This window comes from Rhizobium anhuiense, assembly GCF_003985145.1.
Lineage (GTDB): Bacteria > Pseudomonadota > Alphaproteobacteria > Rhizobiales > Rhizobiaceae > Rhizobium > Rhizobium anhuiense.
In genome coordinates this window covers 15,888-42,847 of the sequence record NZ_ML133547.1, presented here as the reverse complement: position 1 = coordinate 42,847, position 26,960 = coordinate 15,888, and the positions used below count along the sequence as shown (strand labels likewise).

General features: G+C 61.9%; 29 protein-coding genes and 1 tRNA gene. 14 read left to right on the top strand and 16 right to left on the bottom strand.

Features of this window, described 5'->3' with window-relative positions:
- The 5 genes from EEQ99_RS33710 to EEQ99_RS33685 all read right to left on the bottom strand — a co-directional run.
- On the bottom strand, positions 1-187 hold a 187-nt coding region (locus EEQ99_RS33710), incomplete at its 3' end, for an electron transfer flavoprotein subunit beta/FixA family protein (protein WP_425299728.1).
- 186 nt (positions 188-373) lie between these two features.
- Positions 374-1,159 (bottom strand): rhomboid family intramembrane serine protease, encoded by a 786-nt coding sequence (locus EEQ99_RS33700; protein WP_063476299.1) that lies wholly within the window; start codon positions 1,157-1,159, stop codon positions 374-376.
- 28 nt (positions 1,160-1,187) lie between these two features.
- Positions 1,188-1,766, bottom strand: coding sequence for a cob(I)yrinic acid a,c-diamide adenosyltransferase (locus tag EEQ99_RS33695; protein ID WP_047619913.1), 579 nt, complete (start codon positions 1,764-1,766; stop codon positions 1,188-1,190).
- A gap of 20 nt (positions 1,767-1,786) precedes the next feature.
- The gene (locus EEQ99_RS33690) at positions 1,787-1,990 is read right to left on the bottom strand and encodes a twin transmembrane helix small protein (RefSeq protein ID WP_028757255.1); all 204 of its coding nucleotides are present in this window, start codon (positions 1,988-1,990) and stop codon (positions 1,787-1,789) included.
- Between the two features lie 18 nt (positions 1,991-2,008).
- A complete protein-coding gene (locus EEQ99_RS33685) occupies positions 2,009-2,842 on the bottom strand; it encodes an SDR family oxidoreductase (protein ID WP_047619915.1) in 834 nt (277 codons plus the stop codon).
- 76 nt (positions 2,843-2,918) lie between these two features.
- On the opposite strand from EEQ99_RS33685, the gene EEQ99_RS33680 reads away from it, so the two are divergent.
- A complete protein-coding gene (locus tag EEQ99_RS33680) occupies positions 2,919-3,842 on the top strand; it encodes a YihY/virulence factor BrkB family protein (protein WP_047619916.1) in 924 nt (307 codons plus the stop codon).
- Here EEQ99_RS33680 and gluQRS read toward each other — a convergent pair.
- Positions 3,807-4,688 carry a tRNA glutamyl-Q(34) synthetase GluQRS gene (gene gluQRS / locus EEQ99_RS33675; protein ID WP_127431893.1) on the bottom strand — a complete coding sequence of 294 codons (882 nt, stop codon included), beginning with the start codon at positions 4,686-4,688 and terminating at the stop codon, positions 3,807-3,809. The genes EEQ99_RS33680 and gluQRS overlap by 36 nt on opposite strands.
- Between gluQRS and EEQ99_RS33670 the strand changes: the two genes are divergently transcribed.
- Positions 4,687-5,379, top strand: coding sequence for a DNA-3-methyladenine glycosylase family protein (locus tag EEQ99_RS33670; RefSeq protein WP_028757259.1), 693 nt, complete (start codon positions 4,687-4,689; stop codon positions 5,377-5,379). The two genes, gluQRS and EEQ99_RS33670, sit on opposite strands and share 2 nt — an antisense overlap.
- A gap of 111 nt (positions 5,380-5,490) precedes the next feature.
- On the top strand, positions 5,491-6,048 hold the full coding sequence (locus tag EEQ99_RS33665) for an HNH endonuclease (RefSeq protein ID WP_004671754.1): 558 nt from the start codon (positions 5,491-5,493) through the stop codon (positions 6,046-6,048).
- Between the two features lie 58 nt (positions 6,049-6,106).
- On the opposite strand, the gene EEQ99_RS33660 is transcribed toward EEQ99_RS33665, so the two are convergent.
- Together EEQ99_RS33660 and EEQ99_RS33655 are read right to left on the bottom strand one after the other, a co-directional pair.
- Positions 6,107-6,628, bottom strand: a complete 522-nt coding sequence (locus tag EEQ99_RS33660; RefSeq protein ID WP_028757260.1) for a disulfide bond formation protein B — start codon at positions 6,626-6,628, stop codon at positions 6,107-6,109.
- A gap of 78 nt (positions 6,629-6,706) precedes the next feature.
- Positions 6,707-7,297 (bottom strand): YqaA family protein, encoded by a 591-nt coding sequence (locus EEQ99_RS33655; protein ID WP_028757261.1) that lies wholly within the window; start codon positions 7,295-7,297, stop codon positions 6,707-6,709.
- A 202-nt stretch (positions 7,298-7,499) separates the two neighbouring features.
- Here EEQ99_RS33655 and EEQ99_RS33650 point away from each other — a divergent pair, with 202 nt between their 5' ends.
- Positions 7,500-7,790 (top strand): hypothetical protein, encoded by a 291-nt coding sequence (locus tag EEQ99_RS33650; protein WP_028757262.1) that lies wholly within the window; start codon positions 7,500-7,502, stop codon positions 7,788-7,790.
- A gap of 145 nt (positions 7,791-7,935) precedes the next feature.
- Here the strand turns inward: EEQ99_RS33650 and EEQ99_RS33645 are convergent, their stop codons facing one another.
- Positions 7,936-9,684: a cation:proton antiporter domain-containing protein gene (locus EEQ99_RS33645; RefSeq protein ID WP_028757263.1), complete on the bottom strand. Its 1,749-nt coding sequence runs from the start codon at positions 9,682-9,684 to the stop codon at positions 7,936-7,938.
- A 202-nt stretch (positions 9,685-9,886) separates the two neighbouring features.
- On the opposite strand from EEQ99_RS33645, the gene EEQ99_RS33640 reads away from it, so the two are divergent.
- Entirely contained in the window at positions 9,887-10,171 is a 285-nt protein-coding gene (locus EEQ99_RS33640) for a hypothetical protein (protein WP_047619967.1), read from the top strand.
- A 166-nt stretch (positions 10,172-10,337) separates the two neighbouring features.
- Complete coding sequence (locus tag EEQ99_RS33635) at positions 10,338-10,625, top strand: hypothetical protein (RefSeq protein ID WP_028757264.1); 288 nt, start codon at positions 10,338-10,340, stop codon at positions 10,623-10,625.
- 202 nt (positions 10,626-10,827) lie between these two features.
- On the opposite strand, the gene EEQ99_RS33630 is transcribed toward EEQ99_RS33635, so the two are convergent.
- Positions 10,828-10,912, bottom strand: a tRNA-Leu gene (locus EEQ99_RS33630).
- A gap of 124 nt (positions 10,913-11,036) precedes the next feature.
- Positions 11,037-12,332, bottom strand: a complete 1,296-nt coding sequence (locus EEQ99_RS33625; protein WP_127431892.1) for an MFS transporter — start codon at positions 12,330-12,332, stop codon at positions 11,037-11,039.
- Between the two features lie 129 nt (positions 12,333-12,461).
- On the opposite strand from EEQ99_RS33625, the gene EEQ99_RS33620 reads away from it, so the two are divergent.
- A complete protein-coding gene (locus EEQ99_RS33620) occupies positions 12,462-13,040 on the top strand; it encodes a TetR/AcrR family transcriptional regulator (RefSeq protein WP_028759089.1) in 579 nt (192 codons plus the stop codon).
- Positions 13,041-13,138: 98 nt separating this feature from the next.
- Here the strand turns inward: EEQ99_RS33620 and EEQ99_RS33615 are convergent, their stop codons facing one another.
- Positions 13,139-14,119, bottom strand: coding sequence for an aldo/keto reductase (locus EEQ99_RS33615; protein WP_127431891.1), 981 nt, complete (start codon positions 14,117-14,119; stop codon positions 13,139-13,141).
- Positions 14,120-14,338: 219 nt separating this feature from the next.
- Between EEQ99_RS33615 and EEQ99_RS33610 the strand changes: the two genes are divergently transcribed.
- On the top strand, positions 14,339-15,970 hold the full coding sequence (locus tag EEQ99_RS33610; protein WP_127431890.1) for an AMP-binding protein: 1,632 nt from the start codon (positions 14,339-14,341) through the stop codon (positions 15,968-15,970).
- On the opposite strand, the gene EEQ99_RS33605 is transcribed toward EEQ99_RS33610, so the two are convergent.
- From EEQ99_RS33605 to secA, 3 genes are all read right to left on the bottom strand, one after another.
- Entirely contained in the window at positions 15,967-17,244 is a 1,278-nt protein-coding gene (locus EEQ99_RS33605) for a GNAT family N-acetyltransferase (RefSeq protein WP_047619931.1), read from the bottom strand. The genes EEQ99_RS33610 and EEQ99_RS33605 overlap by 4 nt on opposite strands.
- Positions 17,245-18,660, bottom strand: a complete 1,416-nt coding sequence (locus EEQ99_RS33600; protein ID WP_063476315.1) for a lipopolysaccharide biosynthesis protein — start codon at positions 18,658-18,660, stop codon at positions 17,245-17,247.
- Positions 18,661-18,838: 178 nt separating this feature from the next.
- Positions 18,839-21,556, bottom strand: a complete 2,718-nt coding sequence (gene secA, locus EEQ99_RS33595) for a preprotein translocase subunit SecA (protein ID WP_063476304.1) — start codon at positions 21,554-21,556, stop codon at positions 18,839-18,841.
- 246 nt (positions 21,557-21,802) lie between these two features.
- Between secA and EEQ99_RS33590 the strand changes: the two genes are divergently transcribed.
- The 6 genes from EEQ99_RS33590 to EEQ99_RS33565 all read left to right on the top strand — a co-directional run bounded on the left by EEQ99_RS33590 (position 21,803) and on the right by EEQ99_RS33565 (position 25,979).
- The gene (locus tag EEQ99_RS33590) at positions 21,803-22,684 is read left to right on the top strand and encodes a peptidylprolyl isomerase (protein WP_047619934.1); all 882 of its coding nucleotides are present in this window, start codon (positions 21,803-21,805) and stop codon (positions 22,682-22,684) included.
- Positions 22,685-22,858: 174 nt separating this feature from the next.
- Positions 22,859-24,100, top strand: coding sequence for a bifunctional glutamate N-acetyltransferase/amino-acid acetyltransferase ArgJ (gene argJ / locus EEQ99_RS33585; RefSeq protein WP_063476305.1), 1,242 nt, complete (start codon positions 22,859-22,861; stop codon positions 24,098-24,100).
- A complete protein-coding gene (locus EEQ99_RS33580) occupies positions 24,081-24,887 on the top strand; it encodes a GNAT family N-acetyltransferase (protein ID WP_127431889.1) in 807 nt (268 codons plus the stop codon). Before argJ ends, EEQ99_RS33580 begins: the two co-directional genes overlap by 20 nt.
- Positions 24,884-25,297 (top strand): 8-oxo-dGTP diphosphatase MutT, encoded by a 414-nt coding sequence (gene mutT, locus EEQ99_RS33575; RefSeq protein ID WP_127431888.1) that lies wholly within the window; start codon positions 24,884-24,886, stop codon positions 25,295-25,297. The genes EEQ99_RS33580 and mutT overlap by 4 nt, the downstream gene beginning before the upstream one ends.
- A gap of 126 nt (positions 25,298-25,423) precedes the next feature.
- Positions 25,424-25,741, top strand: a complete 318-nt coding sequence (locus EEQ99_RS33570) for a hypothetical protein (RefSeq protein ID WP_047619941.1) — start codon at positions 25,424-25,426, stop codon at positions 25,739-25,741.
- Between the two features lie 70 nt (positions 25,742-25,811).
- Positions 25,812-25,979 (top strand): Flp family type IVb pilin, encoded by a 168-nt coding sequence (locus tag EEQ99_RS33565; protein ID WP_047619943.1) that lies wholly within the window; start codon positions 25,812-25,814, stop codon positions 25,977-25,979.
- Positions 25,980-25,994: 15 nt separating this feature from the next.
- On the opposite strand, the gene EEQ99_RS33560 is transcribed toward EEQ99_RS33565, so the two are convergent.
- Positions 25,995-26,879, bottom strand: a complete 885-nt coding sequence (locus EEQ99_RS33560; RefSeq protein ID WP_127431887.1) for a methyltransferase domain-containing protein — start codon at positions 26,877-26,879, stop codon at positions 25,995-25,997.
- Positions 26,880-26,960 lie beyond the last annotated feature (81 nt).

Here is a 26,960-nt window from a genome sequence, read left to right as displayed (position 1 = left end):
TCGACACCACGACAACCTCCTCGGCCTTGCCGGCTTCCTTCAGCCGCAGCGCCTCTTCCACCGAGATCTCGTCGAACGGGTTCATCGACATCTTCACATTGGCAAGCTCGACACCCGTGCCATCCGGCTTCACCCGGATCTTCACGTTGTAGTCGACAACCCGTTTGACTGGGACGAGTATCTTCATGGGGTCCTTCCTTCAGGAGAAACTGGCTTCAGAGGCTTTTTTAGAAAATGCGCGCTTGGGCGCCGCTCCGATTGTCGAATGGCGACATGGATACGCGTTTTTCCTCCAAATTCAACGCTTCCATGACGCCGGCAGGCAATTTGCCTCGGCAATATATGGACGTTTACGTTCACGTCAATATAGCTATCAGCGTCGGCCCCAGGGAAAGCGCTGCGCCGTTTGCCCGTCCGTACCGGCCGCGATGGCCGGACCGGCACTGCGGTCGTTTCTCACGGCGCGGGGCGTGACGATCTGCCGGTCGAAGAGCGGTACACCCGGCCGGCGCAACACCAGGATCAGAAGAGCGCCGGCAAGAATGCCGCCGACATGCGCGCCCCAGGAAACGTCGCTATCAGGGGTGATCGCCAGCATGAAGAACTGCTGCCCGATCCACAAAAGCAGCGGAATGAAGGCCGGCAGGGGCAGTGGCACACGGAAGAACACCAGCACCCAGACCCTGACGCGCGGATGCAGCATGACATAGGCGGCAACGACGCCGGAGATCGCCCCCGAGGCGCCGACCAGCGGCGCTTGCGAGGTCATGGTCAGCAGGCCGTGGCAGAGCGCGCCGGCGGCCGCGCAGAGGAGGTAGAAAATCAGGAAACGCAGATGCCCCATGGCATCCTCGACATTGTCGCCGAAGACCCAGAGGAAGATCATGTTGGAGGCCAGATGCCAGAAGCCGGCATGGACGAAGGCATAGGTGAGATAGGTCAGCGGTTCCGGCACGATTTCCAAGCCCGGCGCCAGCACAGCGTCGCCGAAGGCGATCGCGGGGATATAGCCTAGCCCGACAGTTGTCGCCTGGGCTGCCTGTTCGCTCTCCAGGCTGGTCAAAAGCCAGACCGCGATATTCAGTGCGATCAGTGAGAGTGTCACCCACTGGACCTTGATATGTTTCAGCGTATTGGCGTCGTGAAGTGGTATGAACATAAGGCCCCCCGGCGATCGTGCGGCAAGCCTATCTGTTTTTTCCCGGAACCCAAAGCACATCCGCATGGCCGCGGTCATTGGCATGGCGTGCGGCGACGAAGAGAAAATCGGAGAGCCGGTTGACATATTTCATCGCCGCCTCGCTGACGATTTCGCCATCGGTGCGGGCAAGCGCCACCATCTGACGTTCGGCGCGCCGTGCAATCGTCCGGGCAAGATGCAGATGTGCGGCGGCCGGGCTGCCGCCCGGCAGGATGAAGGATTTCAGCGGCTCGAGAGCGGCATTCAGCTGGTCGATATCGCGCTCGACGCGGTCGACCTGCGTCTCGACGATCCGCAGCGGCTCATAGGCCGGCGGCTCACCGGTGTCAGGGGTGGCGAGATCGGCGCCGAGATCGAAGAGATCATTCTGGATCGACATCAGCATGGCGTCGAGTTCGGGCAGGCCTGAAGTGTGCAGCCGCGCCAGGCCGATCGCGGAATTGGCCTCGTCGATCGTGCCATAGGCCTCGACGCGCAGATCGTCCTTTGTCCGGCGCGGGCCGGAAACCAGCCCGGTCGTGCCGTCGTCACCTGTCTTGGTGTAGATCTTGTTGAGTTTGACCACGGTTCCCCCTCAAAGCGCCGTCAGGTCGGGCGGCCGCCGCCGGTCAGCCAGAGCGTTATCATGATCAGGACGACGGCGATCGCCTGCAACAGGACGCGAAGCTGCATCAGCTTGTTGGAGCGGTTGGCATCGCCGCCCTTCATCATGTTGAAGAGACCGCGGATCAGCACCAGGGCGACGGCGCCCATAACGATGATCGCGAGGACATAGGTGAACGTGGACATGGCACTCAGCTTTCTCAGTCAGTCCGTCCAGCGCATCAGGCGGTAGAAGAGGTCTGCCGGAAGCAGCCGCTTCAGGAACATGCCCTGCTTAGCCGGAGTCGTTACGGGATAATGTGGTCTTGGATTTTTCGAGTTCAATGCGTGTTTCAATACGGAATAGACCGCCTCCGGGCCGAGTTTATGGCGGTTGACCGGCCCCGATCCGTCGAGCCTTGCCAGTTGTCTGCTGTAATCGACCGCGTGCGGCGAATTGTCGAGGTCGATATTCTCCTTGATCTTTGCAAGCGCGTTGGCGGTGAAACGGGTGGCGATCGGTCCCGGCTCGATCAGGCTCACATGGATTCCGCTGCCTTGCAACTCCATGCGCAGCGTGATGCTGAGGCCTTCGAGCGCGAATTTGGATGCGGTGTAGGCGCCGCGATAACGATAGGGCACGACACCGAGGATCGACGAGCATTGGACGATCCGCCCCTCTCCGCGTTTGCGCATCGGCGGAATGACCTGCCGCGTCAGTTCGTGCCAGCCGAAGAAATTCGCCTCGAACTGGGCGCGCAGCACTGCAGTCGAAAGATCCTCGACGGCGCCCGGCTGGCCGTAGGCGCCGTTGTTGAAGAGCGCGTCGATGCGGCCGCCGCTGCGTTCGAGAACCGCGCCGACCAGATCGGAAATCGTCTCGGGCCTGGTATAGTCCATCAGGAAGGTCTCTATGCTGTCTGCTTCCAACCCCTTGAGGTCGTCCGGCTTGCGCACCGTCGCGAAGACACGCCAGCCATCGGCTTTCAGCGCCCGCGCGCAATGAGCGCCGATCCCGGACGAACATCCGGTGACGACGATGATGCGCTCTCCCGCCATGGAATGATTCCTGTACAAAATGGGACTCGTTTCCCATATTCGGCCAGAGGATACAATCTGGAAAGCCGGAGACGGAATGCCGAAGGTGCTGCGCACGATCTACGACGTGGTCTATGACGCGATCTGTCACATGGTCGAGGACGACGGCTTTGCCATGGCAAGTCACGTGGCACTGTCGAGCCTGCTTGCGGTTTTCCCGTTCCTGATCTTCGGCACCGCGCTTGCAAGCTTCCTCGGCGCCGATCAGTTCTCCTCGACCGCCATCCACCTGATCTTCGACACCTGGCCCGAGGCGATCGCCAAGCCGCTGGCCGACCAGGTGCTGCAGGTGCTGACCATTCCGCGCGGCGGGCTGCTGACGATCTCCGTGCTGGCGGCCGCCTATTTCGCTTCGAACGGCGTCGAGGCGTTGCGCATCTCGCTCAACCGCGCCTACCGGGTGCAGGAGACGCGGCCCTGGTATTTCACCCGTCTCTTCAGCCTCGGCTACGTGTTGATCGCGGTCATCATCTTTGCGGCGATCAGCATTCTGCTCGTCGCCCTGCCGCTGGCGCTCGATTATTCCAGGAAATGGTTCCCACTGTTTGCCGATACGCTCGACATCGTCTTCAGCTGGCGCATCTACGGCACGCTGGTGGTTCTGACGGTTGGACTGCTGGTCATGCATCTCTGGCTGCCGGCCGGCAAACGACGGGTCTTCGACGTTATTCCGGGCGTTTTGCTGACACTGCTTCTGTGGCTCGCCGGCGCACTGATCTTTGCCTACTACCTGGCGACCTTCGCCAATTATACGGCAACTTATGCCGGTCTGGCCTCCGTCATGATCGTGTTGATCTTCCTCTACATGGTCGGCGTCATCTTCATCATCGGGGCGGAGATCAATGCGGCGCTGATCAAGTTCCGCGTCTTCCGGATGTTTTCCCATACGCTTTCGATCGTCGGCAGAGAGCGTGTCGAAAGGCCATCAGAGCCCGACAAGACGGCGAATATCCGCTCCTGACATGCCTTGGGCGCGCAATTCGCCAAGCCCGGTGTCGCCTTCGCTTTTCGAAAGTTTGCGGCCGTCGACGCCGAGAATGAGGCGATGATGGTGATAGACCGGCTGCGGTAGCCCGAGCAGCACCTGCAGCAGCCTGTGCACCGATGTCGCATGGAAGAGGTCGAGCCCCCGCACGACATGGGTGACGCCCTGCAGCGCATCGTCAACGACAACGGAAAGATGATAGCTCGATGGCGCATCCGAGCGCGACAAGATGACGTCGCCCCAGACGCCGGGCTCGGCGGCGATTTCGCCAGTCCTACCGTCGCCGGTTTCAGTCCAGAACAGCAGCTGACCGATCAGGTCGAGCGCCTTGCGCATATCGAGCCGCCAGGCATGTTTCCTCCCCGCGGTCAGCATTTCCTGCCATTCGTCTTTCGGCCGGTCGCGGTCACCTGCCGGATAATGCGGAGTGCCGTCTGGATCGCGTGGCCAGGATTCTCCCGCCGCCTCGTAGGCCGCGACGCGCGCCTTCACCTCGCCGCGCGTCAGGAAGGCCGGGTAGACCAGACCGCGCTCGATCAGCGCATGCAATGCTGCCTGATATTCGGGGAAATGTTCCGACTGGCGCCGCACCGGGCTTTCCCAGCGGATATCAAGCCAGTCGAGATCCCGGTGGATGCCGGCCTCGAACTCGGGCGTACAGCGTGTCTGGTCGATATCCTCGATGCGGAGCAGCAGGCGGCCTTGTTCAGCCCGCGCCATGTCGTGGTTCAGCAGCGCCGAGAGGGCATGGCCGAGATGCAACGCCCCGTTGGGACTCGGCGCAAAGCGAAAGACGGGTTTTTGACGCTCACTCGTGGTCATGCTTTCTTCTGCCATGGATTCGGCTTTTGAACCACTGCGAGGCAATGTGCAGATCATCCGCAACGAAGACGACGTCAGGCAGGGGCTCGAAGCATTGCTTCGCCTCGATCCGCGCCTTGCGCCGATCGCAGCGGACGCCGGACCCGTTCCGCTGCGATTGCGCGAACCCGGCTTTGCCGGGCTTGCCCATATCATCGTCTCGCAGATGGTGTCGCGCGCCAGCGCCGACGCGATCTGGCGGCGCATGCTGCCAGCGGATGGTCTTTTGACTGCCGAAGGCTACATGCTGCTTCACGCAGAGGCATGGCGCGAATTCGGCCTGTCGCGCGCCAAGGCCGACACTCTGTCGCGGATCGCCGAAGCGGTTGCCTCCGGCCGCCTCGATCTCTCCGGCCTCTGCCTGAAGCCGCCGGGCGAGGCGCTTGGCGAACTCACCGCGCTGAAGGGTATCGGCCCTTGGACGGCGGAGGTCTATCTGATGTTTTGCGGCGGCCATGCCGATGTTTTCCCGGCCGGCGATGTCGCACTGCAGAATGCGGTCGGGACGGCATTCGGCCTTGCGGCACGGCCGCAGGCGAAGGCGCTTGCCGAGCTTTCGGAAGTCTGGTCGCCGTGGCGCTCGGTGGCGGCACGGCTTTTCTGGGCCTATTACGCCACGAAAATGCGCCGCGACATGGTGCCGATCGGCTGATCGGCAACACTCTTCATTTTGCCTTTATCCTCTGAATTTATTGGACTTCACAATCCTGTAACAACCGGCCTAATATACAGGTGCAGATGCCGAATCGATCAGGAGAGTCCCTTGACGATTGCAGTCTCCCCGCAGGCCCTGCCGGCGCTCGTCCTGAACGCTGACTACCGGCCGCTGAGTTATTATCCCTTGTCGCTATGGTCCTGGCAGGACGCGATCAAGGCGGTATTTCTCGACCGTGTGAATATCATCGCAGAGTATGAACATTCGGTTTCCTCACCGAGCTTCTCGATGCGGCTTCCGAGTGTCGTGTGCCTCAAGACTTACGTTCAGCCGTCCCGCAATCCCGCTTTCACCCGGTTCAACGTCTTCCTGCGCGACCGGTTCGAATGCCAGTATTGCGGCGCCCATGACGACCTGACCTTCGATCACGTCATCCCGCGCGCCCATGGCGGCGAGACGACCTGGGAGAATGTCGTGGCTGCCTGTTCGCCGTGCAATCTGCGCAAGGGCAGCAAGCTTCCCAAGCAGGCAGGCATGTTCCCGGCGCAGAAGCCCTACCAGCCGACGGTGCAGGATCTGCACAATAACGGCCGGCTGTTCCCGCCGAACTATCTGCATGACAGCTGGCTCGATTATCTCTACTGGGATACCGAACTGCAGCCGTGATCGAGTTGCTTACAGCACGGCGTCCTTCGGAGGCACAGAGAACGGCCGACTTAAGGGATTATGCAGAGGCAGCCCTGCGAACGCCTGCAAAGGCGAAGGCTGCGAGCAGAATTCCGGCAATCACGTTCCAGCCTGCAAAAGACAGGCCGAGCACCCGCAGCGCCGCATCGGTGCAGGACGGGCCTTTGATGGTGTTGAGTTCGCCGAGCAGATCGCCGGCATTGGTCGTCATGCTGCTTGCCGTGGTCGAGCAGGTGGCCGGCCCCGGCCAGAAATGCCATTCGACGCCAGCGTGATAGACACCCATGCCTGCCGTGACCAGCATCAGGATGCCGGCCGCCAGGATGAGCGCGCGGGTGATCCAGTTCGGCAGGCCGACGAGCTCGGAGATTGCGGCGAGAATCGCGATCGGGACGGCGTAATAATAAGGCTGGCGCTGCAGCAGGCAGAGCGCGCAGGGAATATAGCCGCCGATATATTGGAAGCCCAGCGCCGTGCCGACGACGGCCGCCATGCCGATCGCGAGCAGCAGGGAATAGGTAAAGCCGGGGCGGGTGAGCGGCGAGGAAGTGGCAGTCATGGCGGAACTCCGCAAAGTTGGTAAAGCCTGAGATGCGGATTCAGATTTTAGGCCTGTTCGGCCGAAAATCATCCTGTTCTAGTGAGCGAGATAGCGGTAGGCGGGATATAACACGATCACGGCGGCGGCACCGACGCTGACGATCTGGCCGAGGCGCTTCTCGATGAAATGGCGGATCGGCTCGCCGTAACGGCGCAGCAGCCAGGCGAGGAAGAGGAAACGCGCGCCGCGCGCGACGATCGCCGAGACGACGAAAAGCCCCAGATTGACGTGGATGACGCCGGACAAAATCGTGACGATCTTGATTGGCGGCAGATGCGCGAGACCCGAAGTGACGAGCAGCAGCAGGATCCACTCGTAGGTGACATAGGCCTTCATCTGCTCGAAGGCGTCGAGTTTGCCGTAGAATTCGAGAACCGGCCGCGCAACCGTTTCATAGGCGTAAAAGCCGAGCGCCCAGCCAGCAATGCCGCCGAGCACGGAGGCGACGGTTGCAATCAGCGCATAGCGGTAGGAGCGTTCCGGCCTCGAAAGCGCCATCGGCAGGAAGAGCACATCGGCGGGGACGAGAAAGACGGAGCTTTCGACGAAGGCGATGACGGCGAGCCAGACTTCGGCCGATTTGCGCGAGGCCAAAGACATGGTCCAGTCGTAAAGTCTGCGGAGCATTCCGTTTCCTTCCTGTTGCGGTGCAAAAGCTTTAGGGGCCGTGCGCGGTGCTGTAAATGCTCGCCCGTGTCCTTCCTGCCACCGCCGTCCAAAAATTTTCGTGATGCGGCGCATCCGCGCCTCTCTCGAGATTTCATGGGATTGCGAATCGGCCATTCTGCGGCAAGCTGTATTAGAGCATAGGGTCGACGTGCAGGGTGGCATGAGAATGTTCGAAGTGATCGAAGGCGGCCGTGGGCAGGCCGTGCAAATGGATGACCGGTCCGAAAAGGGGCGCGGACCGAGCAGAGACGATGTCCGCCAGGAGGCTGCGCGGCGGCTGAGCGCCAGCGGCTATCATCTGTCCCGCATCCGGGAGTTTGCGACCGGCGCGCCGATGCTGGCGTCTCTCAAATACTTGTCGCTACAGATCGATTTCGCGGCCGAGACATTGTCGCGCCTCGATCCGATCCCGGAGGATTTCCGTGCCGATGGCTATTGGCCGGCGGTCTAAAGCGCGTCGCAATCCTCAGATTCGCTTGCGATTTAGATGTTTGCTTTTACGCATGTCGGAATCGCAAAACCGCTGCTCAGTTTTGCGCGACCTACTCTAGGCAATCACGCTATCGCGCTCCCGCGAGAAATGCGGCGGTGTTTGCTCAGGACAGGTCCATCGACTTTTCCCATTGCTGGCGCAGGACGTTCATCTCCGTGCGCTTCTGGGCCATTTCGCTGACGGCGGCGCGCAGATTGGGATGGTGTGACATGAACATGTTAAAGTCTCGCCGCTCGAGCACCTCGAACTGGCAGAAATCGACGGCAATGACGTCGGCGGTGCGTCGTCCGCCGGTGAGAAGCGCCATTTCGCCAAAAAAGGCGCCCGGTTCCAGGCGGATCGCACCGCTGGCGAGCCGCACCTCCACCGCTCCCGAAGAGATGAAATACATGCTGTCGCCGCGGTCGCCGCGGCGAATGACGCGTTCGCCGGGAGGGGCGGACTTTGCCTTGAAGAGCAGCAGCAGCTCCTCTTGCGCGTCCTCGCTGACCTCGGAGAACAACGGGAAAGTTTCGATCAGCTGCTGCATCTTCAACTGATGCTGACGCTCGCGCTCCTCGCTGAGCGCCCTGATCTTTTCCAGTTCCTTGCCGAGCGCTTTCTGCCTCTTTCTGCCGTAATTTTCCCAAAGGGAGGGCCATGTCGAATGGATATATTTCTTCAGTCCGTCGGTCGCCAGGATCACGATCGGGTTCAGCGTAATCGACAGGATTGCGGCGGCAAGGATCAGATCCTGGCCCTCATGCGGCAGAAGCCCGAGCGACACGCCGAGACCGGCGAGGATGAAGGAGAATTCGCCGATCTGGGCGAGGCCGCCGGCCAATGTCAGCCCCAGGCCGATCGGATATCTGAGCAGGATAACGATGAGGAAGGTGATGATGCCCTTGCCGAGGATGACCAGCGCCAGCGCGCCGATCACGGCCAGCGGCTGGCGCACCAGGATCGAGGGGTCGAAGAGCATGCCGACGGAGACGAAGAACAGCACGGAGAAGGCATTCTGCAGCGGCAGCGAATCGGCGGCCGCCCTGTGGCTGAGCTGGGATTCGCTCATGACGACACCGGCAAAAAATGCGCCGAGTGCAAATGAGACGCCGAAGATCGCCGCCGAGCCGAAGGCAATGCCGAGCGCGATCGCCAGGACTGTCAGCGTGAACAGCTCACGCGAGCCGGTGCGGGCGATCATCGTCAGCAGCCAGGGCACGATGCGAGGGCCGAGGAAGATCGCCATGGCGGCGAAGGCCGCCACCTTCAACAGCGTCAGGCCGATCGTCAGCACCAGCGGCAGGTCGCCGAGGCCGTGGTTGGTCGTATCGGCGGCGTTGCCACCCAGAAGCTCTGCGAGCGCCGGCAGCAGCACCAGCGCCAGCACCATCACCAGATCCTCGACGATCAGCCAGCCGACGGCGACGCGTCCGCTTGGCGCGTTGACGAGATTGCGCTCCTCCAGCGCCTTCAAGAGAACGACGGTGCTCGCCACCGACAGGCTGAGGCCGAGGACGATGCCGGCGCCGAGGCTCCAGCCCCAGAGTTGGCAAAGGCCGACGCCGAGCAGGGTGGCGAGAATGATCCGTCCGATCGCGCCCGGCACGGCGATGCCGCGCACGGCGAGCAAGTCGGAGGCGGAAAAATGCAGGCCGACGCCGAACATCAAAAGGATGACGCCCATTTCGGCGAGCTGACCGGCAAGGGCGGTGTCGGCGACGAAGCCCGGGGTGAACGGCCCCATCAGGATGCCGGCCATCAGGTAGCCGACGAGCGGCGGCAGCCGGAGCCGATCGGCGCCGTAGCCCAGGATCGCGGCGAAAACAAAACTGACGGCAACCGTCGCGATGAGTCCTACTTCCTGATGCACGTCCGCCCTCTCTATTTGTAGCGGCGGCCACTTTGGACGAAGCGCAAGCAAAATTAAACAAGTGATTTGAGCGGTGAGGCCCCCTCACTCATAGTTCTGGCCCGCCAGATGCAGACGTTGTCTGCGGCACGGCCGGGCCGTCACAATGTTGGAACCACTTGCGGCTTGCCTCGTTGCCCTTTCATCAAGAAAGGAGAACGACATGCGGAAGATTATCCTGAACTGTACTGTGGCGGCCCTTGCCGCCTGCTCGTTTGCAGCGCCTGTTCTTGCCGATAGCGTCTATGTCAGGGAGCGTTCCTATGATGACGGCTATCGTCACGAGCGGGTACGACCTGGAATTACCATCAGCGAGCGAGGCGTCACTTTTGGTGCCGTGCGCGAACGTGAGCACCGCCGCTACCGCGATAGTGGCTGCGAAACCAGGAGCGTCACGCGCCAGACCGATGAAGGCGAGGTCACCAAGACGGTCCGACGCTGCAATTAACGAGACATACGCTACAAGGGCGAAGCCCGGTTCCCACGAGCCGGGTTTTCGCCTTTTGTGGCGCGACTGTCTGAATGGGTGGTGGAAGTGGTCCGTCGGTGTTATGAGCACGCCTTTGGTAAAAGCGCGTTCCCAGCGCAAATACCTCCCGCACAGGATTTTTACTATGATTGAGCTTACCCCGTCCCAGATCGCCGCACTCAAACTCGCCAGGGATGGAGATCTCTATCCTCAGCCAGCCAACAAATGGACGCACCAGAACGCGCAGGTGACTTACGCAAAAACCGACCGTTGGAAAGAGCGGCCGCAGAAAATCAAATCAGTCACTGCCAAGACGCTGGGTGAATTGAAGGAGCCGGGTTTCCTCGAGCGGCGGCATCTGGACGACGACGTCTCAAAAGACGTCTACGGCATCACCATGGCCGGCAAAATGTGGCTGTTGAAGAACAAGTAGGCTTCACCCGCAGGCGAATTTTGCTCCGTAGTCCCGTATCAGGTCTCCTGAGGCAGGGCTACGCGAAGCGATTTGAGATGATGGTGCAGCTAGCCGGAGCATTGTCGAACCAGTCCGCCTTCGTTCCTGACGGAACTACGGCGCGACAACCCTTCGCTTAGCTGCTCTTCGGCCTGCCGAGCCGAAGTTCGCAGAGCGTAGGTGGTGCCCCATGCCGGGGTCGAACCAGCACTTCTTTCGAAACTCGATTTTGAGTCGAGCGCGTCTACCAATTCCGCCAATGGGGCAACGGATACGAACGGGCGGCTGTCTAACATGCGAGCGCCTGCGCGCGCAAGACGGGCAAGCGAAGTTATCAGACCGATCCGGTGGAGAGACCCGGCCTCGTTTCGAGGCCGGGTCCGGTCGATATCAATGGGCTGCAGCGGGGGCCGGGCTGCTGAGGCCGGACTTCTTCAATGTGATCGCCAGGATCGAGGCCAGCAGGCAGAAGGCGCCGGCGACGAAGAAGGCGGGCAGATAGCTCGAAAGCTCCGTGCGCGAGAGGCCGGCGCCATAGGCGGCGGTGGCGGCTCCCAGCTGATGGCCGGCAAAGACCCAGCCGAAAACGAGGCCGACCTTTTCGCGGCCGAAGCGGTCGGCGGCGATCTTGACGGTCGGCGGCACGGTGGCGATCCAGTCAAGGCCGTAGAAAATGGCGAAGATGGAAAGGCCGTAAAAGCTGAAATCACTGAAGGGCAGGTAGAGCAGCGAGAGGCCGCGCAGGCCGTAATACCAGAACAGCAGCCAGCGATTGTCGAACCGATCGGAGAGCCATCCGGAGCCGATCGTGCCGAAGAAATCGAAGATGCCCATGACGGCGAGCACGCTGGCGGCGGCCACGGGCACGATGCCGAAATCGCCGCAGAGGGTGACGAAATGGGTCTGGATCAGGCCGTTGGTGCTGAGGCCGCAGATAAAGAAGGTGGCGAAGAGGATCCAGAAGGTCGAGGTCTTCGAGATTTCCCTGAGGACGGTGATCGGCGTCATCAGCGCGACGCCGAGCGAGGTGGCTGCCGGCGGCGGCGTCACGTGCGTTTCGCCGAGAGCCGGCAGGTTGAGGTCGGCCGGGCGGTCGCGCATGAAGGCGAGCACCGCAAGGGCTGCGACCATGATCATGGCGCAGACGAAAAACACCGTCGAGCGCCAGCCGTAGCGTTCCGTCAGCTCGGCCATCAGCGGCAGAAAGACGAGCTGGCCGGTGGCCGAGCTTGCCGAAAGCATGCCGACGACGAGGCCGCGATGCCTGGTGAACCAGCGGGAGGAGATCGTCGCGGCGAGCACCATGGCTGTCAGACCGGTGCCGAAGCCGACGACGATGCCCCAGAGCAGCAGCAACTGCCACAGCGTGGTCATGAACAGCGAACCGATGAAGCCGGCGCCGATCAGGGCGAGCGCGAAGACGATGACCTTGCGCACGCCGAAATAATTCATGAAGGCGGCGGCGAACGGACCCATGAAACCGAACAGGATCAGACGGATCGCCAGCGCCGAGGAAATCTGCGAGGTCTCCCAGCCGAACTCGTCCTGCAGTGGCTTGATGAGAACGCCGGGTGCGCCCATGGCGCCGGCGGTGACCAGCATGGTGAGGAAGGTCGCGGCAACGACGACCCAGCCGTAATGGATGTTGCGCCGGGCAAGGGTGGAGGCGAGGGCTGTGGAAACCATGGGCAAGATTCCGTTCGAATTCAGGTTCGCGAAAGTACAGGACCGATTTACATGATGGTCATCATATTTCTTGCGTATTGATGATGGACGTCATATATTTTGTCAAGCGACTATTTCTGGAGACGAAAAATGCGGGTCAGCCGCGAGAAATTTGCCGAAAACCGCGAAAAGATCCTGAGCGTTGCGGGCGTGCTTTTCCGCGAGAACGGTTTCGACGGGGTCGGCGTTGCTGACATCATGAAGGCGGCGGGGCTGACGCATGGCGGCTTCTACGGTCATTTCAGTTCGAAGGACGATCTGGCGCTCGAGGTCAGCCGCAAGCTGATCGACAGAGTGGAAACGCGGTGGAAGGAGCACATCGCCGAATCGCCGGACCGGCCGCTGGCAGCACTTCTCGACCATTATATTCACTGGCGCACGGTCGACGATCCGGGTGGCAGCTGCGTCTTCGCAACGCTGATCCAGGAGGTGAGCCGCAGCCGGGGGGCTGTCCGCGCGGTCTTCAGCGACGGGCTGTCCGTGCTGGTCGACACGCTCGCCGATATCGTTCCCGGCGAGACTGAAGAAGAACGCCGGGCCAATGCCGCGACGACGCTCTCGTCGATGATGGGCGCCGTCATTCTTGCCCGCGCGGTCGAGGATAGGGCGCTTGCCGAGCAATTTCTGGTGACGATGCGCCGGCAGCTCGACCCCGGCAGCCGGATGTAAGATCGGTCGTGGAATAGTCATAATGCCGATCTCCCTCTCCGCGCGGGCGCGTAGAGGGATCTGCCTCGCTCATGCCTGCTGAGAAGTCGGCCGGCTGACTACTTGAAGCCGGCGACGGCGTGCGGGATGTAGGGTGCTTCCAGTGTCGCGATTTCCTCGGGGGTAAGCTTGACCAAGAGCGAGGCAACGGCGTCCTGCAAATGGTTCGGTTTCGAGGCACCGATGATCGGCGCGGTCACCGCGCTCTTCTGCAGGATCCAGGCGGTTGCGACCTGGGCGCGGGAGATGTTGCGGGTCCTGGCGATCTCGGCCACCGCCTCGACGATTCTGCGGTCGGCATCGATGGACTGGGTGTAGAGCGTCTTGCCGAATTCGTCGGTTTCGCTGCGTGCCGTCGTCTCGTCCCAGTCGCGGGTCAGGCGGCCGCGGGCCAGCGGGCTCCAGGGGATGACGGCGATCTTCTGATCCTCGCAGAGCGGCAGCATTTCGCGCTCTTCCTCGCGGTAGAGCAGGTTCAGGTGGTCCTGCATGCTGACGAATTCGGTCCAGCCGTTCAGCCTGGAGACGTAGAGCGCCTTGGCGAACTGCCAGGCATACATGGAGGAAGCGCCGATATAACGCGCCTTGCCCGATTTGACCACGTCGTGCAGCGCTTCCAGCGTTTCCTCGATCGGCGTCGTATAGTCGAACCGGTGGATCTGGTAGAGATCGACATAGTCGGTGCCGAGGCGACGCAGACTGTTGTCGATCTCGTCGAAGATCGCCTTGCGTGACAGGCCGGCGCCGTTCGGGCCCGGCCGCATGCGATTGAACACCTTGGTCGCCAGCACGATATCCTCGCGTTTGGCGAAATCTTTGATGGCGCGGCCGACGATCTCCTCCGAGGAACCGTTGGAATAGGTGTTGGCGGTGTCGAGGAAATTGATGCCGAGGTCGATTGCCTGCCTGATCATCGTCCGGCTTTCGTCTTCCCTGAGGCTCCAGGCATGATTGCCGCGGCCGGGATCGCCGAAGGTCATGCAGCCCAGGCAGATTTTCGCCACTTCCAGTCCGGTCTTCCCAAATTTTGCGTATTCCATGAAACGGCTCCGTGATGAATTGGTGGCCCCCAGGCGGCTTTCCATGATCTAGTGCGAAAGCCGGCAAAGTCGCAGGGCACCTGGCGAAGAATCCGTTCTGCCATGCGTGCAACTATGCGTGATGGCTTTGAAGCCGGGCAGTCATCGCCGCCCAGACCGGCCGCTTGCGCAATTGCAGCACAAGGTGTTAGCTGGTGCAACATTCACCGGATTTTGCCTATGAAACTGCCGCCCCATGATCGCTACGACGATCTCTATCGCGATTTTTCGTGGCGGATTCCCGAAGATTTCAATATCGGCCGCGCCGTCAGCGACGACTGGGCCGCGAGAGATCCGGAGCGCGTCTGTCTCGAGCATTTCAGCCCGGATGGCCATCACCGCGCGATGACCTATCGCGCCCTCGCCGACCAGTCCTCGGCCTTCGCCAATGCGCTCGTTTCGCTTGGGGTGGAGCGCGGCGATCGTGTCGCGCTGCTCTTGCCGCAATCCTTCGAGACGGTGATCGCACATGTGGCGATCTACAAGACCGGCGCGGTCGCGCTGCCGCTGGCGCTGCTCTTCGGCGTCGAGGCGCTGGAATACCGGCTGAAGGCAGCAGGTGTTGCAGCAATCGTCACCAATGGTTTCGGTCTCGAGCGCATCCGGCAGATCCGCGATCGCCTGCCGATGCTGAAACATGTCGTCAGCATCGACCGGGCGGATGTCGATGCGGTTGCCTTTGGCGATCTGGTGAACGGCCATCCCACTGTCTTCGACGTCGCCAGGACCGGTCCGGACGATCCGGCGCTGATGATCTTCACCTCGGGAACGACGGGGCCGCCCAAGGGCGCGCTGCATGGTCATCGCGTTCTGCCCGGCCATATTCCCGGTATGCAGTTTGCCCATGAGGGCTTTCCGAAAGTGGGCGACAAGGTGTGGACGCCGTCCGACTGGGCCTGGGCGGGCGGTCTGCTCAATGCGCTGCTGCCGAGCCTGTTGCTCGGGATTCCCGTCGTCTCGTCGCCGGCGCAGAAATTCGATGCCGACATGGCCTATCGCATCATGGCCGAGATGAAGGTGCGCAATGCCTTCATTCCGCCGACGGCGCTGCGGCTGATGCGATCCGTTGCCGATCCGCGCTCGAAATATGATCTGGTGCTGCGCACCATCGGCTCGGCCGGCGAGGCGCTCGGCCGTGAGACTTATGAATGGGCGCGGCGTACGCTCGGCATCACTATCAATGAATTCTACGGCCAGACGGAGTGCAATTTCGTGCTCTCGTCGAGTGCTGCCCATGGCGTCACCAAGGCAGGCGCCATCGGACGGGCGGTGCCGGGGCATCGCGTCGCCATCGTCAGCGAAGCGGGTGACGAATTGCCGGCCGGCGAACCGGGCCAGATCGCCATTGCCAGTCCCGACCCCGTCATGTTCCTCGGCTACTGGAACGATGCGGCGGCGACCGAGCGGAAGTTCGCCAAAGGCTGGCTGCTCACCGGCGATATCGGCCGTCAGGACGCCGAGGGTTATGTCACCTTCGAAGGCCGCGACGACGACGTCATCACCTCGTCGGGATATCGCATCGGCCCGGCCGAGATCGAGGATTGTCTGATCGGCCATCCCGCCGTGCAGCTTGCCGCCGCCGTCGGCAAACCTGATGCCGTGCGCACAGAGATCGTCAAGGCCTATATCGTGCTGTCACCGGGTCATCATCCAAGCGAAGCGCTGGCCGCCGATATCAGGGAATGGGTAAAGACGCGGCTTTCAATGCACGAATATCCGCGCGAGGTGGAATTCATCGACGCCTTGCCGCTGACGACCACCGGCAAGGTGATCCGCCGGCTGCTGCGCGAAAGGGCGGCGGCCGAAAATTAGCCCCGGCCGGCAAGCGACATGATCTTCTCGCGCAGCATCTTCGCCATATTGCGGGTGCTGCGGTACATATGGAGTTGGGCCGAGACCTGGCGCATGTCGCGGTCGCCGTTCTGCGTCAGGCCGATCACCAGCGTTCCCATCTCCTCGCGCTCCTGCCAGAAGCGGCTCATGATCGGATGATCGGAGACGGCACAGGAATCGGAACGCACGATATTGGCGTCGTCGAGATGCCATTCGGTGAGCTCGCTCATCAAGAGCTTGCCCGGCGAATAGCGGGCATAGTTCTCGTCATAGGCGGTCTTCCAGGTATAGGCTTCGCCGCCCATCATCAGGACGACGATGGCGGCGATCGCCTTGCCATTGAGATCGATCGTGTGAATACGCACGGCATCGACGGCGGCAAGGTTCGACACCGCCTCGCGGGCAAAGGCCGTGTGATAGCGATCGGTGACGAGAGCGCTTCGCCGCTTGCCCTTCCAGCCACCGGCTTCCATCGCCAGGAATTCCTCGAAGCGGATATGGATTTCGCGCGGCTGGCGGGCGACGGCATAGACCGCCGTTCCCTGTTCCTCCAGCAGGCGCCACTGACGGCGCATTTCGCGCATATGCGAGGAGGAAATGGTTTTGCCGAGATAGGCCGGCGCCTCTTCGTCGCTCTGCAGCATCGGGCGCTGGTAAGGATTGGTGACGGTGACGGGAAGGTTGCGGCTGAGCGCCACAGCCTTGAGCATGCGCACGAAGATGCCGTTCAGCCGCAGATCCGGCAGAACCAGAATGCCGGGCAGATTGAGATCGCGCACGGTCAGGGCCTCGAAGAGATTGTCGAGGGTCTCGGCAGCATCCTCGGCATCGACGAGCGGCGTGCCGAGCGGGCCGAAACTGTTCGACCAGCCGCGGATGATCGACGGGCCGACGGCAAAACCGGGCCGGTCGACCGAAAACGGCATCAGGAAGCGCATGCGGCTGCGGCCGGCATTGTGGTCGCGGATCAGGGCGAAGTTCACCTGCCGGTCCTCAAGCCGCGGCATAGCGGGGGCGAGAAAGCGGCCGGAGAAGAAGACGTTCGGTTCCATCGCCCGGTTGGAGAGGAAATCGAGCTCATCCTGAAGTTCATAGCCGAGTTTGCCGGGATAGAGGCAGAGCTCGCGCCCCGGCCGGCCGATCTCGGCGCGGGCCTCGGCCTGCGGCGCTTCGAAATGCAGCGCGGCGAGATCATGCACCATGCGGTTGGCGGCGCTGTTGGTGCTTTCGGTAACGGGGGGAACACGCACCATCTATCGAACTCTCATTTCTGGCGTTGCGGCGGAGGGGCTGGCGAAGGCGAACAGGACGATACCGAGCGTGCGGCGCACGGCGAGATGCAGCAGGATCGCCTCGACCGCCATGGCCGAGGCCGTGGCAATCGCCGTGCCCTCGATGCCATAATGCGGGATCAAAGCGAGGTTGAGGCCGACATTGGCCGTCAGTGCGCCGGCATAGAGTGCGACGCAGAGGTTCTGCTTGCCTGCCATCATCAACAACGTTTCGGCGGGGCCGACCAGCGACTTGGCGAGGATGCCGGCGAGCAGGATCGCCATGACCAGATAGCCTGATGTGAAGGCGCCGCCGAAGAGCGATAGCAGCAGATGGCCGGCCGCAAGCACGGCAAGGCCGACACCGAGCGCCGGCCAGAAGGTCCAGCGGGCGGCGTCGATGGCAGCGGTCGCCAGCTGTCCGTGGTCGCCTTCGGCGATGATCGAGGAGAAGCGCGGGCCGGAGGCTGCCTTGACCGAGAAATTGATGAAATGCACCAGCGCCATCGTCTTGGCGGCGGCGAAATAGATGGCGACATCGTGCGGTTCGAGGAAGATGCCGACGACGACGACATCGGAATTGGTGAGCAGGAAGCTCACGCCCTCGATCAGGAAAATCGGAAAGGCGACGCTGAACCAGGCGAGGAAATCGACCTTGCGCGGGCCTTCATCATAATGCCGGCGAAGGCGATAGAGCGTTGCGGCATACTGGCCGAGCGCGGTGACAAAGGTGGCGACGAGTGCTGCCTGCATCGCAGTGACGGCGGTGTGCTCGGCGCCGATGGCAATGGCGATGAGCATGAAGAGGATGATGAGGATCGGGCGGACGATATAGACCGGGCTCAGCGCCATCACCGGCCAGTGGTTGGCCCGCGACGTGCCTTCCAGAATGTCGCCGAGCGCGATCATCGGCATGGCGAGCAGGCCGATGAAGATCGGGACGAGATAATAGACCTGGATCATGTCGCCGAAGAAATGCAGACCGAGCGTGCCGGCGGCGAGCACCGCCGTGCCGGAAAGCAGCGCAAAGATGCGCGCCGTCCCGGTCAGGCCGCGGATTTCCTCGAAAGCGCCCGCTGCCCTGTATTGCGGCAGGAAGCGGATGATCGCCGTGTGGAACCCGAGGCATGAGAGATCGCCGAAGACGACGACCAGCACCCAGACGAAAACGAAGATGCCGTATTCATATTCGCCCATCAGCCGGGCGAGCACGATCTGGGAGACGAAGGCGAGAGCCGCGCTGAGGATACGGATCGAAAAGGCCGTCAGCGCCATGCGCTGGGCGGCCGCCTTCTCGCCGCGTTCCGTGAGCACGGCCGCAAGCATGCGCAGCGTACGGCCGCCGATCGGGCGCAGGCCCGCGGGCAGCATCTTCTCCGCTGTTTCTATGACCGCCATGATGAACACGCAAAACTCTAAGGTCAGGCAAATCGCGCATGAAGTCTTGACAGAACAGGGTTAAGAAACGGTTCCGGATCGGGCTTGCTGCCCGACGCTGAGTTACGATCGTGAGGCGTTGCCGGAGAAAAGAAAATGCCGCCCGAAGGCGGCATTTTCAGGATCGTTGCGGCTTGCCTCAGACCTGCTCGAAGGCGCCGTGGCAATGCTTGTATTTCTTGCCGGAACCACAGGGGCAGGTCTCGTTACGGCCGACCTTGCCCCAGGTGGCCGGGTCATCCGGGTTGCGGTTTTCGGGAGAAACGATGACTTCCGATGCCTGGTAGATCGCTGGGGCGAAATCGTCTTCGCCGGTCGTCGGATCCAGGTGATGGGCCTGCATCAACGGCGGTTCGGGCTCGGCGGGCGCCTGCTGCACCAGCTCGACGCGCATCAGCTGGGCGGTGACGGCCTCGCGCAGATTGTTGAGCAGCGCCGTGAAGAGCTCGAAGGCTTCCGACTTGTATTCCTGCAGCGGATCGCGTTGGGCATAGCCGCGGAAGCCGATGACGGAGCGCAGATGGTCGAGATTGACGATATGCTCGCGCCAGAGATGATCGAGCGTCTGCATGACGATCGAGCGCTCGACATAATGCATGATGTCGTCGCCGAAACGCTCGGCTTTTTCCGTGAAGGCGGCATTGGTGGCTTGCGTCAGCCGCTCGCGGATATCGTCTTCGCCGATACCTTCTTCCTTCACCCAGTCCTCGATCGGCAGATCGAGATTGAGGATGTTCAAAGCACCGGTCTTCAGGCCGGCAGCATCCCATTGTTCGGCATAGGCGCGCTCGGGGATATGCTTTTCGACCATGTCCTCGATTACCTCGCGGCGCATGTCGGAGACCATTTCGGAAATATTGGCCGCTTCCATCAGCTCGAGGCGCTGTTCGAAAATTACCTTGCGCTGGTCGTTGAGAACGTCGTCATATTTCAGAAGGTTCTTGCGGATATCGAAGTTGCGGGCTTCGACCTTCTTCTGGGCGCGCTCCAGGGCCTTGTTGATCCAGGGATGGACAATCGCCTCGCCCTCCTTGAGGCCGAGCTTGGTCAGCATGCTGTCCATGCGGTCGGAGCCGAAGATGCGCATCAGATCGTCCTGAAGCGAAAGGTAGAACTTCGAGCGGCCGGGGTCGCCCTGACGGCCGGAACGGCCGCGCAGCTGGTTGTCGATGCGACGGCTTTCATGGCGTTCGGTGGCGATGACGTAGAGACCGCCGGCGGCGAGCGCCTTCTGCTTGAGTTCCTTGATCTCCTCGACGATCGCCTGGATCCGGGCGTCACGCTCCGGACCGGCTTCGACATCGCCGAGTTCGCGCTCGATGCGCATGTCGAGGTTGCCGCCGAGCTGGATGTCGGTGCCGCGGCCGGCCATGTTGGTGGCGATGGTGACGGCACCCGGCACGCCGGCCTGGGCGACGATATAGGCTTCCTGCTCGTGGTAGCGGGCGTTCAGCACCTGGAAGTCGTTGAAGCCTTGCTTGCGCAAGCGTTCGGCAAGCAGCTCCGACTTCTCGATCGAGGTGGTGCCGACCAGCACCGGCTGGCCACGCTTATGGGCATCGAGGATTTCCTCGATGATCGCCTTGAACTTCTCGTCGAAGGTCCGGTAGACCTCGTCGTCCTCGTCGATGCGCTTGATCGGCAGGTTGGTCGGAACCTCGATGACATCGAGATTGTAGATATTCCCAAATTCTTCCGCTTCCGTCTGCGCCGTACCGGTCATGCCGGCGAGCTTGCCGTACATGCGGAAGTAGTTCTGGAAGGTGATCGAGGCCAGCGTCTGGTTTTCCGGCTGGATCTGCACCTTTTCCTTGGCTTCCAGCGCCTGGTGCTGGCCTTCCGAATAACGGCGGCCCGGCATCATGCGGCCGGTGAACTCGTCGATGATGACGACTTCGTCGTTGCGGACGATATAGTCCTTGTCGCGCTGGAAGAGCTTGTGGGCCTTCAGCGCATTGTTGATGTGGTGGACGATCGCGACATTCTCGATGTCGTAGAGCGCGTTGCCCTTCAGGAGGCCGGCCTGGCGGAGCAGGTTTTCCAGCTTCTCAGTGCCTTCTTCGGAGAAGTTGGCGGAGCGCTGCTTCTCGTCGATCTCGTAGTCGCTGGGCGCCAGCAGCGGAATGAAGGCGTCGATCGTATTATAGAGTTCGGAGCGGTCGTCGAGCGGACCGGAGATGATCAGCGGCGTGCGCGCCTCGTCGACCAGGATCGAGTCCACTTCGTCGACGATCGCGAAGTTATGGCCGCGCTGGACCATCTGGTTCTTCTCGTACTTCATGTTATCGCGCAGATAATCGAAGCCGAGTTCGTTGTTGGTGGCATAGGTGATGTCGCAGGCATAGGCCGCGCGACGCTCCTCGTCGGAGAGGCCGTGGACAATGACGCCGGTGGTCATGCCGAGGAAGCCGTAGACTCGGCCCATGGTGGCGGCGTCGCGCTGGGCGAGGTAATCGTTGACGGTGACGACGTGCACGCCCTTGCCGGAAAGCGCGTTCAGATAGACCGGCAGGGTGGCGACGAGGGTTTTGCCTTCGCCGGTCTTCATCTCGGCGATCGCATTCGAATGCAGGATCATGCCGCCGACCAGCTGTACGTCAAAAGGTCGCAGGCCGAGAACGCGGCGCGAGGCTTCGCGCACGACGGCAAAGGCCGGGATCAGAATGTCGTCGAGGGTCTTGCCCTCGGCGAGCAGGGCGCGAAACTCCACGGTCTTTGCCGCGAGCTGCTCGTCCGTCAGGGCCTTCGTCTTCTCTTCGATAGAGTTGATGGCAGTGACGTTCGGCTGGAAGGACCGCACGCGGCGGTCATTGGAAGAACCAAATAACTTGCGGGCTATACCGCCAAAGCTGACCATATGACTGGTCCTTTCTCAATATTCATCCCCGACGTTTCTTATTCGCGGCCCAGCCGAAAATCAGGCGCGCGCCTTAAAACGCCCGGAAACTGTTCTGGACGCGAGGTTGCGTGACAGATAAGAGGGGGGTCGAATGATGTCAACGGATTTGGCGGATACAGAAAGGCCACAATCCGGTGTTGATGGCTATTTTGGGCTGGATTCAGGCGATGCTGAAACCGGCGATGTAACTGTGAAGGGTATTTCATGTTGAGCACCAACAAACTTGCCGTTCTGGCGTTCGCAACTTTTGTTGCGCTCCAGGCCCCGGCCTATGCCGATGACGCCGTCATCGCCAAGGTCGGCAATCTGGAGATCCACCAGTCGGAACTCGACCTTGCCGTCGCCAATCTCGACCCGCAGCTGGCGCAGCTCCCTGATGACCAGAAGAAGGTCGCAGCCCTTTCCGCCGCCATCGACGTGAAGCTGCTCGCCGCCGACGCTGCGGCCGAGAAGCTCGATCAGACCGACGAATTCAAGAGGCGCATGCAGTATCTCACCGATCGCGAGCTGCACAACGCCTATTTCAAGAAGCATGTCGTCGACATCGTGACGCCTGAGGAAGTCAAGGCCCGCTACGACAAGGAAGTCGCTGCCCTGCCGAAGCAGGAAGAAGTCCACGCCCGTCACATCCTCGTCAAGACCGAGGACGAAGCCAAGGACATCATCAAGCAGCTCGACGCCGGCAAGGATTTTGCCGAACTCGCCAAGGAAAAGTCCACCGATCCGAACAAGTCGGAAGGCGGCGATCTCGGCTATTTCTCGCGCGGCCGCATGGTCAAGGAATTCGAGGACGCAGCCTTCGCGTTGGAGAAGGGCACCTATTCCAAGACACCCGTCAAGACCGATTTCGGCTTCCACGTCATCAAGGTCGAGGACAAGCGCGACGCTCCGCCGCCGCCCTTCGAGCAGGTGCAGGATCAGGTTCGTCAGCTCGTCATGCGCGACAAGTATCTTGAGCTTCTGAACAAGGCGAAGGCCTCCGCCAAGATCGAGATCTCGGACGAGACGCTGCGCAAGGGTTACGACCAGGCCAACAAGCAGCCGGAGCCGGGCAGCGAGCCCGTCGCGCCGGCGCCGCAGCAGTAATCATCGCATCGGGGCCCGGTTCTTCCGGGCCCTTCCAAATCAAAAAGCAGAGCATGATGTCGTCGAAAAACGCCGACACTTTCGGCATCATGCTCCGGCATCGTTTGTTGTCGCATTTCCGGACGGCGAACCGGTTTCCAATTCGCCTGGAAATGCTCATTGGCAGGTCTTATCATGTCCGGTTCCGTCTCTCCGCTCGCTCCGAAATCCTTCGTCTCGATGCCGCCGTTGCGCGGCGTGCGCATGGCGACGGCGTCCGCCGGCATCAAGTACAAGAACCGCACCGACGTGCTGATGATGGTCTTCGACAGGCCGGCGGCCGTTGCGGGCGTCTTCACCCGCTCGAAGTGCCCGTCGGCGCCGGTCGATTTCTGCCGGGCCAATCTTCCCCATGGCAGCGCCCGCGCCGTCGTCGTCAATTCCGGCAATGCCAATGCGTTTACCGGGCTGAAGGGCCGCCAGGCGACCGCGCTGACGGCGCAGTCGGCTGCCGCTGCCGTTGGCTGCGCTGAAAACGAGATCTATCTGGCCTCGACCGGCGTCATCGGCGAGCCGCTCGATGCCACCAAATTCGCAGGCGTTCTGGATCGGATGCAGGTCGAAGCGACGGGCGATTTCTGGTTCGAGGCCGCCAAGGCGATCATGACGACCGACACCTACCCGAAGGTTTCGACCCGCAGCGCCGAGATCGGCGGCGTGGCCGTGACGATCAACGGCATCGCCAAGGGCGCCGGCATGATCGCGCCTGATATGGCGACCATGCTCTCCTTCGTCGTCACCGATGCCGACATTGCACCGGCCGCGCTGCAGGCGCTTCTGTCCGACGGTGTCGGCCCGACCTTCAATTCCATGACTGTCGACAGCGACACTTCCACCTCCGATACGCTGATGCTGTTTGCGACGGGTGCGGCGGCCGAGGACGGCCAGGCCCGTATCGAACGCGCCGATGATCCGCGCCTTGCCACCTTCCGCGCTGCACTCAACGAAGTGCTGAAGGATCTGTCGCTGCAGGTGGTGCGTGACGGCGAAGGTGCCACCAAGATGCTCGAGATCACAGTGACGGGCGCCGAGAGCGATACCGCCGCCAAGCGCATCGCACTGTCGATCGCCAATTCGCCGCTGGTCAAGACGGCGGCCGCCGGCGAAGACGCCAATTGGGGCCGTATCGTCATGGCGGTCGGCAAATCCGGCGAGATGGCCGATCGCGACCGGCTCGCCATCTGGTTCGGCGACATCAGGGTCGCCGTCAACGGCGAGCGTGACCCGGATTATTCCGAGGAGGCCGCCTCTGATGTCATGAAGGCGCAGGATATCCCCGTCAAAGTCGATATCGGGCTCGGTGCCGGCACGGCTACGGTCTGGACCTGCGACCTCACCAAGGAATATGTTGCGATCAATGGCGACTATCGGAGCTGATCGGTCATTGGCGCAGGCATCCATTTCCTCACACAATCTGCCGCTGGTCCGCAGGCTGGAGGCTGTCGGCTTCCGCGCCTGGCCGGCGGCGTCCGTGCAATATGACGGCAGCTGGCAGGTGCGGCTGACGGCCGGCCACCCGTCCAACCGGTTGAATTCGATCGTGCCGCTCGATCCTTCGGATCATCGCGACGTCGAAATCCGCCTGGAAAAGGCGAGCCGGAAGTTCGAGGCCTATGGCCGCGCCGTCGTGGTCCGCCAGACGCCGCTTGCCTCGCCGGTGCTGATCGAACTTCTGCGCCAGCAGAACTGGATGCAGTTCGACGAGACTGTCGTGATGACCTGCGATCTGGCCGAGGCGGAATTGCCGGACACGCTCGATCACCTGCCGACCCATGATGTCGGCCGTTTCGTCGATGCCAATCTCGCCGTCGAGCGGGCGCCACTGAGCTTGAAGCCGGCGCTTGCCGAAATCATTACGGCGATCAAGCCGCCATCCGGCCTGTTCATGATCGAGAATGCGACGGATGGCCCGCTTGCGACCGTGCTCTGCGTTCAGGACAACGATCTTGCCGGCATCATGTCGCTTTCGGTCTCCGAGGCGCGGCGGCGCGAGGGGCTTGGCACCGAGATCCTGACCTCGGCGCTGCGCTGGGCACGCATGCGCAGCGCTCGTTCGGCCTGGCTGCAGGTGAAGCTTTCCAACCGTCCGGCGATCGCCCTCTATGAGCGCCTCGGTTTTCGCGACGCCTATCATTATTGCTATTGGCAGCGGGAGCCGAAATGATCGAGGCAGGCCGGAAGATATTGCTGGTCGCCGCCTGCGCGCTGATCGATACCGACGGGCGTATCCTATTGGCACAGCGTCCCGAGGGGAAGTCGCTTGCGGGGCTCTGGGAGTTTCCCGGCGGCAAGGTCGAACCTGGCGAGACGCCGGAAGAAACGCTGGTGCGCGAGCTCGAGGAAGAGCTCGGCATCAAGACCAAGATCGCCTGCCTGGCGCCGCTCACCTTCGCCAGCCATTCCTACGAGACCTTCCACCTTTTGATGCCGCTTTATATCTGCCGGCGCTATGAGGGCGTTCCCCAGGGCCGCGAGGGCCAGGCGCTGAAATGGGTGCGGCCGCAGGCGTTGCGCGATTATCCGATGCCGCCGGCCGACGAGCCGCTCATCCCGATGCTGCAGGATTTACTTTAGCGTTACCTGATTATTATCGCGCCGTGTCGTTTTCGGCTGTGGATATTAATGGATCGTTTAACACCTTCTGCCAAAGATCGGCCTCAATCAAGCATCTGGCGTGCGTGTATTAAAAGGCTTGACGTCATGGACGATGATTTCTGGAAAGCTGTCCGGGAAAAGGAACGGGCTTCGTCTGCCTCGCGCAGGACGGGTGCGCTCAATATCGCCCTTCTGTTCGGTACGGCGGTGGTTGCGCTGACGCTCATCCTGACGCCGATGCTTGCGGATTCCTCGAAAAAGAGTGTCTTTGCCAGCGCTCCCCTTGAATTTGATACGATGACAACAGGATCGATTCCGAAGGCCGAAAGCGGCAAGCGTTATACGATTCGCCGCAGCGTCCTCCAGGATACACCCGGCTCGGTCTGCGTCGTCCAGGGCTATGGCGTCGGCGCCGGTTGCTGAAAAATGTCGGCCATCACCTGATGGTCGTGGAATTGGTCGTTTGCTGTCCGTTCGCGCTAAGGGTTGGGTGATGCATTTTTTGAAGGCATTTCTTGCAGATAATAGAGGTGCGACGGCGGTCGAATATGGGCTGATCGCCGCCGTCATCGGTGGCGCAATTGTCTCTGCTCTCGGTATCTTCTCCGGCAGACTGCAGGATATTTTCAACGCGATCGGCAACAATCTGCCTGGGAATTGAAGAGGCAGCCGGCCATTACTGCCTGAGCTTGTGCTCGTCCACTTTCAGCGCATCGGCGAGGCGAGCCTTGGCCGAACCGGGCTTCAGCGGCTTTTGCTGGCTCTCGTGCGCAGCCCATCCCGAGACATAGATGATCGAGAAGGTGGCGCGGATGCGCCCGTCGGGATCGGAATAGCGTTCGGCGTAGATCTCCGCTGCGCGCAGGAAGAAGGCGCGTGTCAGCGGCATCCGGCCGCGGGCTGCAAGCGGATTGCTCATGCCCATCGCTCGCAGATCCCGCATCAGCGGGAAGAGCGAATCATAGCGCACCGTGTAGTTCTCCGTGTCGATCACCGGCAGCGTGAAGCCGGCGCGCTGCATCAGGCCGCCAACATCGCGCACATCGGCGAAGGGAATGACACGCGGGCTTGCGCCGCCGGTCATCTCGACCTCGGCGGCCAGCAGCACCTCGCGCAGTTCCTGGAGGGTCCCGGCGCCGGGGATCGCAGCGAGAAACAGCCCGTCCGGCTTCAGGGCTCGGCGAATCTGGATGAAAACGCCAGGCGTATCGTTGGTCAGATGCAGGCTGAGCGGCGCAAGGATGAGATTGGCCGATTGCGGTTCGAGCGGCACATCTTCGAGCGGCGCCTCGATCAAGGTTTCGCCCGGCCCGGCATAGGCCTTCTCGCTTTCGACGCGGATGATCGTGCCGATCTTGCCCGTCGCCAGCGCCGCACGGGCGGCAGCCCCGGTTGCGCCGTGCAGCTCGACGGCGGTCTCGAAGGTCCGCTCGACGACGGCAAGCCTCTCGGCCATTTCCTCAGCGGCGATGTCGAGCAGGAAGGCGGCTTTCGGGTCGTTGCTGGCAAGCGCACGATGGCGGTGTGCGGCGATCAGGGCCTTGTCGAAGATCGTTTCCATGGCGATGTCCTTAGTCCCGCGTCGTTTAGGCGGCAAGACGATTTTCGTTTCGCGCAGAACGCGCCAGAGCCTTTCTTGGCC

Excerpts from the sequence above, each read along its gene's own strand:
- EEQ99_RS33700 (WP_063476299.1), bottom strand. The coding sequence starts at position 1,159 with ATGTTCATACCACTTCACGACGCCAATACGCTGAAACATATCAAGGTC.
- EEQ99_RS33690 (WP_028757255.1), bottom strand. The coding sequence starts at position 1,990 with ATGTCCACGTTCACCTATGTCCTCGCGATCATCGTTATGGGCGCCGTC.
- EEQ99_RS33685 (WP_047619915.1), bottom strand. The coding sequence starts at position 2,842 with ATGGCGGGAGAGCGCATCATCGTCGTCACCGGATGTTCGTCCGGGATC.
- EEQ99_RS33680 (WP_047619916.1), top strand. The coding sequence starts at position 2,919 with ATGCCGAAGGTGCTGCGCACGATCTACGACGTGGTCTATGACGCGATC.
- EEQ99_RS33670 (WP_028757259.1), top strand. The coding sequence starts at position 4,687 with ATGCTTTCTTCTGCCATGGATTCGGCTTTTGAACCACTGCGAGGCAAT.
- gluQRS (WP_127431893.1), bottom strand. The coding sequence starts at position 4,688 with ATGACCACGAGTGAGCGTCAAAAACCCGTCTTTCGCTTTGCGCCGAGT.
- EEQ99_RS33660 (WP_028757260.1), bottom strand. The coding sequence starts at position 6,628 with ATGACTGCCACTTCCTCGCCGCTCACCCGCCCCGGCTTTACCTATTCC.
- EEQ99_RS33655 (WP_028757261.1), bottom strand. The coding sequence starts at position 7,297 with ATGCTCCGCAGACTTTACGACTGGACCATGTCTTTGGCCTCGCGCAAA.
- EEQ99_RS33650 (WP_028757262.1), top strand. The coding sequence starts at position 7,500 with ATGAGAATGTTCGAAGTGATCGAAGGCGGCCGTGGGCAGGCCGTGCAA.
- EEQ99_RS33640 (WP_047619967.1), top strand. The coding sequence starts at position 9,887 with ATGCGGAAGATTATCCTGAACTGTACTGTGGCGGCCCTTGCCGCCTGC.
- EEQ99_RS33635 (WP_028757264.1), top strand. The coding sequence starts at position 10,338 with ATGATTGAGCTTACCCCGTCCCAGATCGCCGCACTCAAACTCGCCAGG.
- EEQ99_RS33625 (WP_127431892.1), bottom strand. The coding sequence starts at position 12,332 with ATGGTTTCCACAGCCCTCGCCTCCACCCTTGCCCGGCGCAACATCCAT.
- EEQ99_RS33620 (WP_028759089.1), top strand. The coding sequence starts at position 12,462 with ATGCGGGTCAGCCGCGAGAAATTTGCCGAAAACCGCGAAAAGATCCTG.
- EEQ99_RS33615 (WP_127431891.1), bottom strand. The coding sequence starts at position 14,119 with ATGGAATACGCAAAATTTGGGAAGACCGGACTGGAAGTGGCGAAAATC.
- EEQ99_RS33610 (WP_127431890.1), top strand. The coding sequence starts at position 14,339 with ATGAAACTGCCGCCCCATGATCGCTACGACGATCTCTATCGCGATTTT.
- EEQ99_RS33605 (WP_047619931.1), bottom strand. The coding sequence starts at position 17,244 with ATGGTGCGTGTTCCCCCCGTTACCGAAAGCACCAACAGCGCCGCCAAC.
- EEQ99_RS33600 (WP_063476315.1), bottom strand. The coding sequence starts at position 18,660 with ATGGCGGTCATAGAAACAGCGGAGAAGATGCTGCCCGCGGGCCTGCGC.
- secA (WP_063476304.1), bottom strand. The coding sequence starts at position 21,556 with ATGGTCAGCTTTGGCGGTATAGCCCGCAAGTTATTTGGTTCTTCCAAT.
- EEQ99_RS33590 (WP_047619934.1), top strand. The coding sequence starts at position 21,803 with ATGTTGAGCACCAACAAACTTGCCGTTCTGGCGTTCGCAACTTTTGTT.
- argJ (WP_063476305.1), top strand. The coding sequence starts at position 22,859 with ATGTCCGGTTCCGTCTCTCCGCTCGCTCCGAAATCCTTCGTCTCGATG.
- EEQ99_RS33580 (WP_127431889.1), top strand. The coding sequence starts at position 24,081 with ATGGCGACTATCGGAGCTGATCGGTCATTGGCGCAGGCATCCATTTCC.
- mutT (WP_127431888.1), top strand. The coding sequence starts at position 24,884 with ATGATCGAGGCAGGCCGGAAGATATTGCTGGTCGCCGCCTGCGCGCTG.
- EEQ99_RS33570 (WP_047619941.1), top strand. The coding sequence starts at position 25,424 with ATGGACGATGATTTCTGGAAAGCTGTCCGGGAAAAGGAACGGGCTTCG.
- EEQ99_RS33565 (WP_047619943.1), top strand. The coding sequence starts at position 25,812 with ATGCATTTTTTGAAGGCATTTCTTGCAGATAATAGAGGTGCGACGGCG.
- EEQ99_RS33560 (WP_127431887.1), bottom strand. The coding sequence starts at position 26,879 with ATGGAAACGATCTTCGACAAGGCCCTGATCGCCGCACACCGCCATCGT.